Genomic DNA, 13,290 nt, shown 5'->3' with positions numbered 1-13,290 from the left:
AGATAACATTATTTATTGTGACTGTCTAAAATCAATGTTTTTGAGGGTGCTTTCGTATAAGGTGGAAATCTTATGGGAAGCATCCTCTTTCATTTTCTTGGTAACATGCGTATAGATTCTTAAAGTCGTTTGCGGATCGTCATGACCGACTCGCTCCATGATTGTCGCTAAATCAATTTCAGCTTCTGCCATCATGCTGATGTGCGAGTGCCTAAAAATATGCGGAGTAGCATTCTTTTTAATGTTTGTGTATGCCAATAGTCGGCGCATTCGATCGCCGATGTTCTTTTGAATGAATGGGTAACCGTTCGGTCTGCAAAAAACAAAATCCTCATCATGGTATTCCTCTAACTCATGTTGAAAGCTTAATTTTATTTTTAATCGGCGCCTGCGGTGCGACTTAAGCAGTTGCATGATCTCCTCTTCTAATTCAATTTGGCGAATAGAGCCCTCCGTCTTAGGCGGCGTCAATTCATACTCCCTCATATTATTGCTTTCGTTATAAATCGTCTTTGTAATCCTGATTGTATTCTTCTCAAAATCAACGTCTGACCATTTAAGCGCGCACAATTCACCAGAGCGCATTCCTGTAAAGGCTAAGAGATAGAAACGCTCAATGTCTAAATCCAGACCATGCTTTAAAACAACATCTAAAAAGTCGTTTAATTCATTCGTGTCTAGATACCTTTCTTCAATGGGATCAGATTCGATCTCCTCAACCGTTCTCTTTTTCCTCGGAACAATGACGCCTGCGGTTGGATCGTCCTTAACCAACTTGTCTCTCACCGCATATTTAAAGATCATTCCAGCCGTCGTATTTACCCCCTGGACAGTCGTTCTAGCATACTGGGCGGATAATTCATTGACCAGCCTTTGATACATGGAGTGGGATATATCCGAAATGGGCATGTTCGCAATATGTCGATTCAAAATATTGATCTCTTTTTCTCGAATTCGCACAGTATTTCGCTTTACTCCTGTTAAGGCATAGGTCGAAATCCACTCTGCCGCGAGGGAATCGAAAGATATATTCTTTCCAACTCTTTGATCGATTCCATCTATTTCAAACCCCCTGATGACCTCGTTTACTTTATTCATCGCTTCTCTTCTTGTTTTTCCACGTCGTCGGATTTGATTTCTTCTACCGGTCGCTGAATCGGGAGGACCATCCGCGACACAAACCCATCTTGTTTGACCTGATTTCAGTGTGATTTTTTCGCAAAACATGAATATCAACTCCTTATAGGAATGTATGTTCTAATTCAGGGTGAAAGAAAAGCCCGATTAAGGGGCGTTGCCTTGGGTAAGGTTCAATATTTATATCTCACCCTCCTTTTGGTGATTGAAGGTTATGTAGAAAATAGCGCTCATATTAAGTCACGTCCTTTCTAGAATTTTGTTGTTCATAATTAAACTGTTTTTAATCATACTCAGTCTTTCATTGCATAATTCTTCTGTGACCTTAAAACGATCGGCCATTAGCGGAATAATGTTTGGATCTCGGAAATCAAAGTACTTTAACATGTGAAAGGGAATGGCGGCATATCGAGTAAAATTTTGAGAATCATATTCCTGCAACTCTTTGAATGCCTTAGGTAACATGAGCTGCCATCCAACGTGACGCAGTAGATGACATAGCTCATGGTAAAAGCGTTCCCGCTGTTTTCTTTTCGGCAGTCTCGAGTTAATTGTTATGCTTTTAAACCTACCGCTTTCAAAGGCCAGACTAGGAGCTTCTTTGTAAAATAGGAAAATATCTAAAAACCGACATATAGACTCCTCACAAATATCATGTGGCTCACGGATCCGTTGTCTTAAATATAAACGTGAGACCCATTCTTCTAGATGTGTTGGCGTATAAATTACTTTCAAAGTCAACCCTCCTACACAAAGGAACGTTTGTTCGTTTTGTTTATAAAATAAAAGCCCTCACTAGACGGGCATTTACTTCTTCTTGTTTACTTCCTTTGCCATATGTTGCAGAAACTTTATATGTTCAATGGCTTTTTGCTTATCCTCTTCGCTCAACTTCTCGAATTCGTAAAAGAATAGATTTGCTTCTGGATCGAAAGGGAATTCTTCCTTGGCTGAAGATTCACTGCCTGGATCGTCGGTGCGGCCGAGGAGCCAATCAACGTTAACCTCATACAACTCAGCCATTTTATCTAATATGGCCGTATCGGGGTCTCTGTAATTTCTTTCATAGCCCGATAGTGTTCCGTTAGATATACCTAACTTTTTAGCCGCACTTAACTGGGTCAACCCTTTAGATTCTCTTGCTTTTTTTAATCTCTTTCCTAGCACAGACATATTCAGCACCTCAAAATAAATATAACACTTTTAAGCGTTCCGTTTAATAAATTAAGCGAATAGCTAAATAATATAAACAAAACACTTGACTTAAGCGTAACGCTCAAATATACTTAAAAGCAGATTAAGCGTTACGCTTATATGGGCAGAAAGGAGAAACTTGATGAAACCTGTTCATCTGAAAATAGAGGAAATTAGGATTCGGAAAGGTGTGACAAAGACACACATCGCTAACAAGTGCGGTAGAACAGTTGCTTGGTATCACGGCATTTCAACAGGAAGAAGGCAACCGAATGTTGAGGCTTTACAGCAAATAGCCAAAGCCTTGGAAACGGACATTCGAAATTTTTTTGAGTATGAATTAAGCGATACGCACAATCCAACTCCTGAAAACCAATCCAACCCCCGAAAGGAGGTGAGTTAGGTGGCGAAGCAGTTTCTTGCTCATCCGTTAGAGGTGTTTCCGATGGTTGAAAGAGTGCTTAAACTCGCTCATGAGCTAGGTTGGGACGAAGATGATCTTTACCTTATAGCAAAGACCATCCTCGTACACATCAAAGAAAATTAAACCTACTTTTCACCATAAAACTTTTTGTGATCTTCTAGACGATTTGCTTTAACAACAGTTCTGTTATAATCCTCAGCTTCTTTATATGAAGCTACGTAAATTTCAACTTTTTCTTTTGCAATAGCTTCTGGGGAGTCGCTTATTGCAGAAGATGAACTAACAACGGATAAAGCAAATTTTTCTGGGTCTATTCTTTTTAGCATTCATTTCACCCCCTCTCTATGAAAATAGTACCACATGAGAGGGGGGATAAAACAAAGGAGGTAACTATGAGTCAATTACAAGTCTTCGAAAATGAATTATTCAAGGTATCTGCCAAAAACGAAAACGGACAAATCCTTTTCGAGATTGAACAAGTCGCTAAATGCCTTGGTATCACACAAGAAAAGAATAATAGAGAGTATGTTCGTTGGGAACGGGTAAATGAATACCTGCCACCAAATTCCCCAGAAGTGGGGAAAGGTGACCTAATACCCGAGCCGCTTGTTTACAAGTTAGCATTCAAAGCTTCAAACGAAGTAGCTGAACAGTTTCAAGATTGGTTAGCGATTGAGGTCATTCCTTCTATAAGAAACACAGGATCTTATAAAACCGAAAATGTTGTTCCACTTTCAAAAGATCAAGCCCTGGTTACCGTCCTCAGAACTACTGCCGATTTAGTCGAAGGCCATGATGAAATTGTCAAGGAACAACACGAGATCAGAAAGTTAGTGACCCAGATCGACGAGAAGGTCGAAGAACAGATCACTCTCGATCACGGTGAACAACGCCGATTACAAAAGGCTGTTGCAACTAAAGTCTATGAACTGAGCGACGAACCAAATGAACGCTCACAACTGTTTCGTGAAATTTATCGCGAGATCAAAGACCGGTTTGCGGTTGCTTCCTATAAAGATGTTAAGCGCAAGGAGTTACAGGTCGCGATCCGATACGTTGCAAACTGGATTCCGAGAAAGGTCAGCTAATTAAGCGGCTGACCTCTAGCGATCCGTGACCGACTGCAATCTAAGTGAGTGTAAATCAGCCTTAATGTCGTTCGCGTCTTCGGCAAGCAATGTGAGTAGTTCATTAGTGGATTCTTGGCTTTGTATAATAGTTGCAAGTTCAGTTTTAAGAATATGTATTTTATCCATCAGTTGATGAATAAGTAATTCGGGCATATCAAATCATCCTTTCAAGGAGGTCATATGATGCAAGTTAAATTTTCAAACGAAATGATTGAATCGTTAGCAACAGAAATTAAAAAGCAATTGGCGCCGCTGATTCTCCAAGAGATCAATGTCCAAAAAGAACTACCTCCGCTATTAACGCGAAAGGAGTTTATGGAATTGGTGGGGATCAGCGGGACAAAATGTGCTGAACTTTTCAATAGAGCAGATTTCCCGGTTATACGTGATTTTGGACACCCACGGGTTCCGACACGACTTTTGTTCGAGTGGATCGACCTAAACGCGGGTTGGGTGAATGCAAACGCTCCGAATTTAAACCGAGCACCGTTCCGAGTGATCTAGGAATCTACTAAAACTAATTTTAGTAGATAGAAATAGATTCGACTGTCCAGGATTTGCAAGTGTGCAAATCCTGCACATTGGAAGGGGGTGAATCGTAACGATGATGTATGGTCCATTGCTTAAAGAAGCAAGACTTAAAGCGGGGCTCAGCCAAGAGGAAATGGCAGAAAAGTTACACCTATCAAGGAGTAATGTATCAAGGCTTGAGAACAATTACTTGGCTTTAAAGGTAAGGGATTTAGTCGATTGGTTTCAAGTGACGGGAGCCCCAGAGATAGCGGCCGCAATCATATGCGGTGTCGATGTAGCGGCTGTCATGCAAATCATATCAACGGTATCGACGATGGTCGTGTGGGCGCTCTTTACATAGGAAAGGAGAATGTTCAGTGGTAATTGTAATTGCGGTTAGTAAGTTAATGCCCGCATGGAGGGTGCGGCAGATGTGTAGGCAGGCGTTGGATAATCCGAATCACCTTGCATGCTTGGATGAGGTCATAAAGGTTAGGGTTTCCCGTGAAAAAAGAAAAACAGCAAGCTAGGTTGGAGGACCGGCTTACTGTTCATAAATAGGTAATCACATTATAACATCTGCTGGATCGTCCAGCAACGACAGGTTTGGTCCTGTCGTCATGATCGGGAATCTCCCTCCTGTGGTTCCTGGTCGTGACGATGGATCCAATCCATTAAAAATAATAGGGAGCAGGTGAGTGAATGATAGGCGGATGTATTTTGTTAGCGGCTATTTCGGGCGCAGCAATGGTCAACGGTCATTGGCTTCCGGGGATGCTTGGATTATTAGTTTCTCTAGTTTTCTCCATTGCTGACCAAAAGCGAGAGGGGGTGAGGAAGTGAAAACTGTAATGTATTGGGGTCTTGAATATGAGCTGGTAAACGAGACTGTTGCTCATGATTTCATACAACTAAATTTCTTTGCGCGAGTACTCGCAGGAACGAGCGTGTTGACCATGCATTACTGCTTGATTGATCACAAGCTATATAGCTACAAGAACACAATCGCAGACGGTGATCTGAATTACCTTGTTAATTTTGTAAAAAGACATAAAAAAATAGCCGTGTGAACGGCCCATTAAAAATAAACACAATCCAATTATAACATGAAGGGGTGTAAAGCATGAAGAAAATCACTTTGTTATCTTTAACAATTCGCAATTTCAAAGGTATTAAGGATTTCTTATTTAATACTAACGGCGGAAACGCAGATGCGTATGGAGACAATGGTACAGGGAAAACAACGGTGCCCGATTCCTTTTTGTGGTTGCTCTTTGGTAAAGACACTAATAATCGATCGGACTTTTCAATCAAAACTCTTGATTCAGAGGGTCGACCGATCAATGGCTTGGAGCATGAGGTTGAAGGAGTCTTTGACATCGATAAACGAACCGTCACCCTAAAACGAATTTATAAGGAAGTGTGGACGAAGCCACGCAACCAACCAGTCGCAGTGTTCGGGGGTCATACAACGGATTACTTCATAGATGGTGTGCCTACCAAGAAACGGGATTATGACGAATTCATTTCAAATATGATTGAGGAAGACGTGTTCAAACTTATTACGAACCCTGCTTATTTCAACGAGCAGTTAAAGAAAGACGAGCGCCGCAAAGTCCTCATGGGAGTCTGTGGAGACGTAACGGATGAAGAGGTCATTTCATCTAACGATAAGCTGGTTGAGCTACCGGACATTTTAAGTGGCAGGTCAATCGAAGATCACAAAAAGGTTATTGCTTCCAAGCTATCAGCTATTAAAAAAGAATTGGATGCAATTCCAACTCGTATTTCAGAGGTTGATCGAGGCATGCCCGACATTGGCGGTCTGGATAAAGATGGATTGCAAGCGAAGATAAGTGTGGTCAACACGCGGATCGACGCCAAACAAGATCAAATCTCTAGTATTCGGAACGGGAACGCGATCACCGAGAAACAAAAGCAGATCCAAGAGGTCGAGATCGAGCTGATGAGGATCAAGAGCGCCCACGAGTCCGGTTCCCAGGATGAAGTTTATAAGCTGAAAGCTAGGTTGCAAGAGGAACAGTCGAACGTAACTATATTCAACCGCGATCTCCAAAGTATTGAGCAACAAAAGAAACACAACAATGAGCGGATTAAGTCGATTGAGAGCAAGCTTGCGGAATTGCGGGGAATTTGGAAAGAGGTTAACGCTGTTGAGTTTACACACAATGATGAGTGCGAATGCCCAACGTGCGGACAAGCCTTGCCAAATGATCAAGTGCAAGCAGCCCGCGACAAAGCATTGGAAGAATTCAATCTTAAAAGGTCCAATCGCTTGGAAGGATTAGACGCGGAAGGTAATCAAGAATCCGAACGCAAGAAAAAGCTAGAGCAAGAAAACGTGGGCTTAGATAAAGAAACGGAAAAGGTCAACGAGCGGATTGCTGACAAGCAGAAGTTGATTAAAAAGCTCCAAGAACAGCTTTCTAAGTTGGAAAACATGGTCGTTGATATTACCGAGAATGCGGAATATGTCGCGAAGCTCACAGAAAAACAACAGCTTAGCACCGAGCTAGAAGGCATTAGAAGTTCAGCGGATCAAGAGATTCAATCGATCCAGTTGAAGATTGTGGAACTAAGAGCAGAGCGCGATCAACTACAGGAAGATTTGAGCAAGTTCGCCTTTGTTAAACAGGCGCAGGATCGGATCGATGAACTGAAAGGGCAGGAACGTAAACTCGCGAAGGAATATGAGGAATTGCAAAGACAGTTGTTCCTGACAGAAGAATTTACTCGAACAAAGGTTGAGTTTCTGGAAGATAAGATCAACAGCAAATTCAAGTACGCTCGTTTCCGTTTATTTGAAGAGCAAGTCAATGGCGGCTTAAGAGAGGATTGCACGACTACTTTTGACGGTGTCCCTTATGATTCAGGGCTAAATAATGCAGCGAAGATCAACGTTGGCTTGGACATCATCAACACGCTGTCAGAGCACTATGGTTTCTACGCTCCAATCTTTGTGGATAATGCGGAAGCCGTTACCCAGCTGATCGATACCGAGGCTCAGCTGATCAGGTTGATTGTGTCTGAGCAGGACAAGCAGCTGAGAGTTGAAACAAAGACAAGCGATGAAAGTGTGGTGGCGTAAATTGAAAAAGATTTACGGAGTGGAGTTATCAGGTAAGCGCGGTAGAAACAGAATGTTTTTCGATAGTTTAATTGATCGTATACGATTCTTGACTTTATTAAATAAAGGAGAATTTGACGGCACTATCACTTTGGTACAGAAGGAACAAAAACAGGAGGTAACAACAAATGAGCAATAAAAACGAAGTAGCAAACAAAGACACTAGCCTACAAGCCACGCAATCAGAAAGGTTTTTGGCAAGCGTACAGCAGCAGTTCGCAGCAGAAGCGGGTGCGCCAGTAGCTTTCACGGATTACGAAAAGACATTAGCACAACACTTGTTTTTGAAAGTAGACAACGTGTTGAAAGATTTAGAAACGAAGCGAAGTAACGACAAGCAATCATCTTATACATGGAACAACGTTAACATGAGGAAATTAGCTTTGGATGCGGTCCATCGCGTGAAGCTGGGGTTAGATGCTCTAATCCCCAACCACATCCATCCGGTTCCTTATTTCAATAAGCGAGAAGGTAAGTACGATTTGGATTTGCGTGTTGGTTATGTGGGGGAGGCGTACTACAGGGCACAGGTTGCAGTCGATCCGCCAATCGATATCGTTTATGAGCTCGTTTACAGTAATGACCATTTCAAACCAATTAAAAAGTCATTCTCAAATGAGGTTGAGTCTTATGAATTCGATGTTAAAAATCCATTTGACCGCGGAGAGATAATCGGTGGATTTGGTTATCTGGCATTCGAGGATCCGAAGAAAAACAAACTTGTCATCGTAACAGAGGATGATTTCCAAAAGTCTAGAAGCGCAGCACAAAGCAAAACGTTTTGGGATGGACACCCTGCTGAAATGAGATATAAAACGTTGGTTCACCGAGTTACGGAACACTTAGAAGTCGACCCGAAAAAGGTAAACGCTGCATCTTACGCCTACGTTGAGGGGCAAGAGAAGGATTCTGCTGTAATGCGAGAGATTAACGAAAATGCGAATCAGGAGATCATTGATGCGGAATATGAAGAAGTAGATGAACTTCCGTTTGATAAAGATCAGGACCCGATAGAGGCCCCCACAAGCGAGTCGGATGATCAAGAAATCAGTTTCGATAAAACGGGAACGGACGAACCGACCTGGTGATTGAAATCAAAGCCCTTGCATCGGGGAGCGCGGGGAATTGCTATCACATTACAGATGGTGAAACCTCCCTGCTCCTCGAGGCGGGGATCCGCTACAAGGACATTCAAAAGGCCCTGGACTTTAAGACATCGGATATCGCCGCATGCCTTATCAGCCATGAGCACAAGGACCATAGCAAGGCGATCAAAGAGGTTACGGCAGCAGGCATTGATTGTTACATGTCCGCAGGGACGGCCGAAGCGATTGGTCATGATCATCACCGCATCCACCGTGTATCGACGCAGGAGCGGATAAAGATTGGAACGTGGGACATTATCCCCTTTGACGTACAGCACGATGTAAGCGAACCCTATGGCTTTCTGCTTCTAAACAAGAGTGGCGCCAAGGTTCTCTTTGCAACAGATACCTATTACATCAGATATCGTTTCACTGGATTAACTCACATCATGGTCGAGGCAAATTACAGCATGGACATTCTTAACGAAAACATTGTGTCAGGACGCGTACATAGGGCTATGAAACGACGGTTAATGCAGTCTCATTTCAGTTTAGAAAACGTCAAAGAATTTCTGAAAGCGAACGATTTAAGCAAGGTTGAACAGATTTGGTTGCTTCATTTATCAGACACGAATAGCGATGAAGAATTGTTTAAGAGAGAGATTCAAGGGCTGACTGGGAAAATGGTTATTGTTCCATAGGCAGGGAGTGAAACGTGTGGAAAAAGGTTGGATAAAACTTCATAGAAAAATTCAAGGGGATCCCGTTTGGCAAGATCCGCATTATCTAAAGTTATGGGTCCACTGTTTGTTGCAGGCAACCCATTCGGATCACAAGTACCTTGTTGGAAACGAAGTTATAGATTTGCAACCCGGTCAGTTTATTACCGGTCGGATCTCCTTGTCCGAAGAGCTTAACAAGGGCACCCCTCCAAAGAAAAAGCTCAGTGAATCCACTTGGTGGAGGTACTTAGAAAATTTAGAAACATGGGGAATGTTGAACATCAAATCGAACAACAAATATTCTGTTGTAACCCTTGTTAAATGGGGGTTCTATCAAGGTGATGATAAGGATAGTGAACACACAGATGAACAACAGTTGAACAGCAAACGAACATCAAATGAACAACAGTTGAACACAAACAAGAATGAAAAGAATGTAAAGAATGAGAAGAATGAAAAGAAAGATATTAAGACTAATGCCAACGAAACGAGCAATTCACCTAAAAACATCAGTTCGATAGATGAGATAAAGACCTTTGTTGATTTTCAAATCAACGCCTTACCTTCGGGAGTCTCTAGAAAAATTTTAATTAAATATCTAGACTGCATCCGATTGACTAGATCCACATGCAGGATTTCAGAAAACGTCTTATCAAACCATATCGACAAAATGAGTAGATATTCTCCCGAACAAATTAACTTTGCTTTATGGACTCATTTCGATAAGCACGATGACAAGCGCGAGAACTACACGCTGGGTATCCTGCGGGGCACGGATCAGCATGAAGCGCTCAGAGGCCTTATAAAACTTAAGAATCAAGGAGTTGGTAACCATGCAGAGCATAGGGAGCGCGATTCAACAAATGATGAAAGAGAATCCGAGACTAGCCAAGAGGTTAAAAGACTCGAAGCCATTGCCAGAGAAAAAGGATTACACGGAACGCTACGAGACATTGAGTTCGATTTCTGATAAGTGTCCCTATAAAAAATGCGATGGCTCAAGCTTGATCTGGATTATGGATCACGAGGAGGGCAGGGACTTTGCTAGAGAGTGTGACTGTAAAGAGTTCAAGAAGTTAAGGTTCAAATTATCCAACGCTCAACTGCCAAGTGAGTTTGCAGACACAACAATAAATTCCTTCGATGTTGAGATTTACGAAAAAGCAGAATCGCAGGAACAGGCTACCCTGGCGAAGAGGTACGCTGGAAACTTCGTTAAAAATTTCGATCTGATTAGAGAGGAGGGTAAGGGTCTTTACCTGTACAGCCGAACGAAGGGCAGCGGAAAAACTCGACTGGCTGCAAGTATTTTAAATGCGATTGTGAAAGTTTACGACAAGGACGGGCGTCGAGTGAGTGTTTACTACTCTTCCACAGCCGACCTGTTGGGCGAAATTAGAAGGGGATTTGACAAAGATGCCGATGTTAAGTCATCAGACGTTATCGACGCTGTTCGTAACGTGGATCTGCTGGTCCTCGATGACATTGGCGTTGAGAAGACAGGTGATTGGGTAGAAGAGACATTTACTAGAATACTAGAACACCGATTGCTGAACATGAAATTAACCATCTTTACAAGTAACCTGGCAATCGATGAATTGGATTCAAAATATCCCGAGGGTCGAGTAAGGGACCGTATAAAAAAGATGGCCTTCCCAGTTAAGATGCCAGAAGAACAAATACGGAGCATGCTTGCGGAAAAAGAGAATGAGGACATGCTGAACTTGCTACTTGGGTAACTAAAAGAGGAGGCTAAAACCAATGTGTAACCTTTGCAATAACACGAACGCCATGCTGATTCCGTTTAGTTCTTCGGTGTTCTTCATGACCTGCCCTGATTGCGGACCTCGAACCAAAGAGCAAGTGGTGGCGGCTGAGGAAGAGTTACGGCAAATGATCGCTGATGCAGATCGAAGGTTCGGTATGGTCCAACAAGAAAAAGCCATTTAGGAGTGTATAGCTTGAAAAACAAAATTAAATTTACCGTGTTAGGGGAAGCGGTAGCCCAAGAACGGGCGAGAGCAACAACGCATAGGGGGCGCATCCGAATGTACGACCCTCAGAATTCAAGGGATTTTAAACAGTATGTTGGATTGGTTGCTTCTCAACACGCCCCCAGGAAGCCGTTAGAGGGACCGTTGAAAGTGAGGATGGCAATATATCGGCCCATGCTCAAATCATTCAGCAGGCGGCGAATGGGGCTGGCAGAACAAGGACTATATCGTCCAACAACCAAACCAGACCTCGACAATTACGTGAAATCAATAAGTGACGCTCTAAACAAGATCATCTGGAAGGATGACAGCCAAGTCGTCGATCTGCGCGTCTCCAAGTTTTATAGCGAGCAGCCGCGGATCGAAATTGAGGTAGAGTTGCTGGAAATCAATTAGGGGAGTGATTGTCGTGACGTGTGTTGTGAGAAAGAGTGTGATCGGAGGGGTGGGGATTACTGACGCAAGACCTGATTGGGTGGTTAGAGAGGACAATCAAATGGCGTGCCTGAGCCGCTGCCACTTATGGCGTCGTTGTATGTCGAGGGTTGGATATGACTGTCGGAGATTGGGAGGAAGCATCATCCCGAAGATTAGAACAGAGGAGGACTCAGGGGCGGGAACCCCATAGAGTCCGTGTGAAAAAACATTGACGGTATTAGTATACCACGGAAGGGACGGAATCATTCCATGCAAAGGTTGGAAAAACGAAAGATCAGATTACAGATTTGTAAGCTTCTCGATCAGTGTGCGGGATGCGAACGTGTTGTAGGAAAAAGCCTAACGAAAAAAACGCGGATATGTCAAGTCGAATGCGCGATAGGCATTGAACTTAAGAGATTAGGTTGCAAGTTGCTAGGTCGGCCGTATTTACAAGACTTGACCAAAGAAAAACTAGAGTCTCTCAGATCACAGGGGATGACGTTTGCGGCGATTGCAAGAAAATTCAACATTAGCAAAGAGAAGCTAAGGAATATAAGACAAGAATGGGCGGCTCAAGCTGTTTGATGAAGTTCGGGATCGAGAAGATGACCGACATGTACGGTAGGGAATACGATCAATTGGCTTTTCAGGAGGATGACAGGGATGCGAAAAATGGGGACAGTGACAAGAATTCAGCTGTTGGTCGTCGCATTAGACGACAGCGCGCCGATGGAAATGCGGTACCAAGCGGCTAGGGAGCTGCAATGTAGGCGATTGAAAGAGTGTATGCCTGCCGCACAAACAACAAATACAGACTGTCCTTACAGGCAGTCAATATAAAAGGGGGATAACTAGGATGGAAATAATAATTGAGGTAAAAGAGGGTATTAAACAAAGTAGGCTTGAAATGAATGGCGCGTCAACAGATAACGAAAAGCTAATCATTGAGGGGTTTTTCAGCTCAATCAAAGGATCGGATAAAATCATTGAGCACAAAATTGAAAAATCCGACATCGACAGACCAAAACTCAAAGAGTCAACCAAAGCAATTGTTGACAGGATCTTGAGCAAGGCAAAGGAAGCTTCCGAATCGAAAGAGATTGAATCCAATAAAACTCCAGATCAATTCGATCAAGGATTGAAGCGTGTGAAAGAAATGAAAGCACCAAGACCAAAAACACTTCCCTTGCTGGGTGCTAGTGAAAGATCGGCATTCTCCTTGTCAGAAACAGCGGACATTAAGACAGACAATGAAACCATTGATGCTGAGTATGAACCTGGTCGTCCTGAGCATTGGGATACAGGAATCAAAGTAGATGAAGACGGGACGGAGCGTTACAAATGTCGGTACTGGTGCTATTGCGGCAAACGAGGGAATCGCTATATACCGCTAGGGACCGATGTTGTCCATTGTCATGATTGCGAACTGGAAATTGATGTAGAGGCAGCAACGGACGAAATAAAAGATGGCATACCTGCTCGTAACGACTTTGGAAACTTCTTCGAAGCAAGAGCTTAATGAA

Annotated in this window: 20 protein-coding genes; 15 read left to right on the top strand and 5 right to left on the bottom strand. The window is 42.9% G+C overall.

From position 1 onward, the window contains the following. Window positions 1-12 precede the first annotated feature (12 nt). From BEP19_RS11470 to BEP19_RS18170, 3 genes are all read right to left on the bottom strand, one after another. The gene (locus BEP19_RS11470) at window positions 13-1,227 is read right to left on the bottom strand and encodes a tyrosine-type recombinase/integrase (RefSeq protein ID WP_120190059.1); all 1,215 of its coding nucleotides are present in this window, start codon (window positions 1,225-1,227) and stop codon (window positions 13-15) included. Between the two features lie 150 nt (window positions 1,228-1,377). Beyond that, a complete protein-coding gene (locus tag BEP19_RS11465; protein WP_120190058.1) occupies window positions 1,378-1,872 on the bottom strand; it encodes an ImmA/IrrE family metallo-endopeptidase in 495 nt (164 codons plus the stop codon). Between the two features lie 72 nt (window positions 1,873-1,944). Beyond that, window positions 1,945-2,310 (bottom strand): helix-turn-helix domain-containing protein, encoded by a 366-nt coding sequence (locus tag BEP19_RS18170; protein ID WP_120190057.1) that lies wholly within the window; start codon window positions 2,308-2,310, stop codon window positions 1,945-1,947. 163 nt (window positions 2,311-2,473) lie between these two features. On the opposite strand from BEP19_RS18170, the gene BEP19_RS11455 reads away from it, so the two are divergent. Together BEP19_RS11455 and BEP19_RS17720 are read left to right on the top strand one after the other, a co-directional pair. After that, entirely contained in the window at window positions 2,474-2,734 is a 261-nt protein-coding gene (locus BEP19_RS11455; protein WP_120190056.1) for a helix-turn-helix domain-containing protein, read from the top strand. Then, a complete protein-coding gene (locus tag BEP19_RS17720; protein WP_170145353.1) occupies window positions 2,735-2,878 on the top strand; it encodes a hypothetical protein in 144 nt (47 codons plus the stop codon). It begins immediately after the preceding gene. Window positions 2,879-2,880: 2 nt separating this feature from the next. On the opposite strand, the gene BEP19_RS11450 is transcribed toward BEP19_RS17720, so the two are convergent. Next, complete coding sequence (locus BEP19_RS11450) at window positions 2,881-3,081, bottom strand: hypothetical protein (protein ID WP_120190055.1); 201 nt, start codon at window positions 3,079-3,081, stop codon at window positions 2,881-2,883. Between the two features lie 66 nt (window positions 3,082-3,147). On the opposite strand from BEP19_RS11450, the gene BEP19_RS11445 reads away from it, so the two are divergent. Continuing rightward, window positions 3,148-3,843 carry an ORF6C domain-containing protein gene (locus tag BEP19_RS11445; RefSeq protein ID WP_120190054.1) on the top strand — a complete coding sequence of 232 codons (696 nt, stop codon included), beginning with the start codon at window positions 3,148-3,150 and terminating at the stop codon, window positions 3,841-3,843. Between the two features lie 15 nt (window positions 3,844-3,858). On the opposite strand, the gene BEP19_RS11440 is transcribed toward BEP19_RS11445, so the two are convergent. After that, window positions 3,859-4,038 (bottom strand): hypothetical protein, encoded by a 180-nt coding sequence (locus BEP19_RS11440; RefSeq protein ID WP_120190053.1) that lies wholly within the window; start codon window positions 4,036-4,038, stop codon window positions 3,859-3,861. A 27-nt stretch (window positions 4,039-4,065) separates the two neighbouring features. On the opposite strand from BEP19_RS11440, the gene BEP19_RS11435 reads away from it, so the two are divergent. The 12 genes from BEP19_RS11435 to BEP19_RS11380 all read left to right on the top strand — a co-directional run bounded on the left by BEP19_RS11435 (window position 4,066) and on the right by BEP19_RS11380 (window position 13,286). After that, window positions 4,066-4,389 (top strand): DNA-binding protein, encoded by a 324-nt coding sequence (locus tag BEP19_RS11435; RefSeq protein WP_147393794.1) that lies wholly within the window; start codon window positions 4,066-4,068, stop codon window positions 4,387-4,389. Between the two features lie 100 nt (window positions 4,390-4,489). Beyond that, a complete protein-coding gene (locus BEP19_RS11430) occupies window positions 4,490-4,759 on the top strand; it encodes a helix-turn-helix domain-containing protein (RefSeq protein ID WP_120190051.1) in 270 nt (89 codons plus the stop codon). A gap of 16 nt (window positions 4,760-4,775) precedes the next feature. After that, window positions 4,776-4,928, top strand: a complete 153-nt coding sequence (locus BEP19_RS17715) for a hypothetical protein (RefSeq protein WP_170145360.1) — start codon at window positions 4,776-4,778, stop codon at window positions 4,926-4,928. A gap of 593 nt (window positions 4,929-5,521) precedes the next feature. Continuing rightward, window positions 5,522-7,507 carry a hypothetical protein gene (locus BEP19_RS11420; protein ID WP_120190049.1) on the top strand — a complete coding sequence of 662 codons (1,986 nt, stop codon included), beginning with the start codon at window positions 5,522-5,524 and terminating at the stop codon, window positions 7,505-7,507. Window positions 7,508-7,674: 167 nt separating this feature from the next. After that, on the top strand, window positions 7,675-8,634 hold the full coding sequence (locus BEP19_RS11415; RefSeq protein WP_120190048.1) for a recombinase RecT: 960 nt from the start codon (window positions 7,675-7,677) through the stop codon (window positions 8,632-8,634). Further along, window positions 8,631-9,332, top strand: coding sequence for an MBL fold metallo-hydrolase (locus BEP19_RS11410; RefSeq protein ID WP_120190047.1), 702 nt, complete (start codon window positions 8,631-8,633; stop codon window positions 9,330-9,332). The genes BEP19_RS11415 and BEP19_RS11410 overlap by 4 nt, the downstream gene beginning before the upstream one ends. Before the next feature lie 16 nt (window positions 9,333-9,348). After that, entirely contained in the window at window positions 9,349-10,323 is a 975-nt protein-coding gene (locus BEP19_RS17985; protein WP_245983527.1) for a hypothetical protein, read from the top strand. Then, entirely contained in the window at window positions 10,217-11,092 is an 876-nt protein-coding gene (locus tag BEP19_RS11405; protein WP_342767414.1) for an ATP-binding protein, read from the top strand. Before BEP19_RS17985 ends, BEP19_RS11405 begins: the two co-directional genes overlap by 107 nt. A gap of 22 nt (window positions 11,093-11,114) precedes the next feature. Continuing rightward, the gene (locus BEP19_RS11400) at window positions 11,115-11,303 is read left to right on the top strand and encodes a hypothetical protein (RefSeq protein WP_120190045.1); all 189 of its coding nucleotides are present in this window, start codon (window positions 11,115-11,117) and stop codon (window positions 11,301-11,303) included. Between the two features lie 11 nt (window positions 11,304-11,314). Next, on the top strand, window positions 11,315-11,743 hold the full coding sequence (locus BEP19_RS11395) for a RusA family crossover junction endodeoxyribonuclease (RefSeq protein WP_281269296.1): 429 nt from the start codon (window positions 11,315-11,317) through the stop codon (window positions 11,741-11,743). A 605-nt stretch (window positions 11,744-12,348) separates the two neighbouring features. Then, on the top strand, window positions 12,349-12,522 hold the full coding sequence (locus BEP19_RS17710) for a hypothetical protein (RefSeq protein WP_170145359.1): 174 nt from the start codon (window positions 12,349-12,351) through the stop codon (window positions 12,520-12,522). A 101-nt stretch (window positions 12,523-12,623) separates the two neighbouring features. Next, window positions 12,624-13,286, top strand: coding sequence for a hypothetical protein (locus BEP19_RS11380; protein WP_120190042.1), 663 nt, complete (start codon window positions 12,624-12,626; stop codon window positions 13,284-13,286). Window positions 13,287-13,290 lie beyond the last annotated feature (4 nt).

The sequence above is a fragment of the Ammoniphilus oxalaticus genome (assembly GCF_003609605.1).
Classification (GTDB): Bacteria; Bacillota; Bacilli; order Aneurinibacillales; family RAOX-1; genus Ammoniphilus; species Ammoniphilus oxalaticus.
The sequence above is the reverse complement of the archived record's forward strand: the minus strand, read 5'-3'. Positions and strand labels throughout refer to the sequence as shown.

Excerpts from the sequence above, each read along its gene's own strand:
- BEP19_RS11405 (WP_342767414.1), top strand. The coding sequence starts at position 10,217 with ATGATGAAAGAGAATCCGAGACTAGCCAAGAGGTTAAAAGACTCGAAG.
- BEP19_RS18170 (WP_120190057.1), bottom strand. The coding sequence starts at position 2,310 with ATGTCTGTGCTAGGAAAGAGATTAAAAAAAGCAAGAGAATCTAAAGGG.
- BEP19_RS11450 (WP_120190055.1), bottom strand. The coding sequence starts at position 3,081 with ATGCTAAAAAGAATAGACCCAGAAAAATTTGCTTTATCCGTTGTTAGT.
- BEP19_RS11420 (WP_120190049.1), top strand. The coding sequence starts at position 5,522 with ATGAAGAAAATCACTTTGTTATCTTTAACAATTCGCAATTTCAAAGGT.
- BEP19_RS11435 (WP_147393794.1), top strand. The coding sequence starts at position 4,066 with ATGATGCAAGTTAAATTTTCAAACGAAATGATTGAATCGTTAGCAACA.
- BEP19_RS11445 (WP_120190054.1), top strand. The coding sequence starts at position 3,148 with ATGAGTCAATTACAAGTCTTCGAAAATGAATTATTCAAGGTATCTGCC.
- BEP19_RS11380 (WP_120190042.1), top strand. The coding sequence starts at position 12,624 with ATGGAAATAATAATTGAGGTAAAAGAGGGTATTAAACAAAGTAGGCTT.
- BEP19_RS11440 (WP_120190053.1), bottom strand. The coding sequence starts at position 4,038 with ATGCCCGAATTACTTATTCATCAACTGATGGATAAAATACATATTCTT.
- BEP19_RS11430 (WP_120190051.1), top strand. The coding sequence starts at position 4,490 with ATGATGTATGGTCCATTGCTTAAAGAAGCAAGACTTAAAGCGGGGCTC.
- BEP19_RS11400 (WP_120190045.1), top strand. The coding sequence starts at position 11,115 with ATGTGTAACCTTTGCAATAACACGAACGCCATGCTGATTCCGTTTAGT.
- BEP19_RS11415 (WP_120190048.1), top strand. The coding sequence starts at position 7,675 with ATGAGCAATAAAAACGAAGTAGCAAACAAAGACACTAGCCTACAAGCC.
- BEP19_RS11455 (WP_120190056.1), top strand. The coding sequence starts at position 2,474 with ATGAAACCTGTTCATCTGAAAATAGAGGAAATTAGGATTCGGAAAGGT.
- BEP19_RS11470 (WP_120190059.1), bottom strand. The coding sequence starts at position 1,227 with ATGTTTTGCGAAAAAATCACACTGAAATCAGGTCAAACAAGATGGGTT.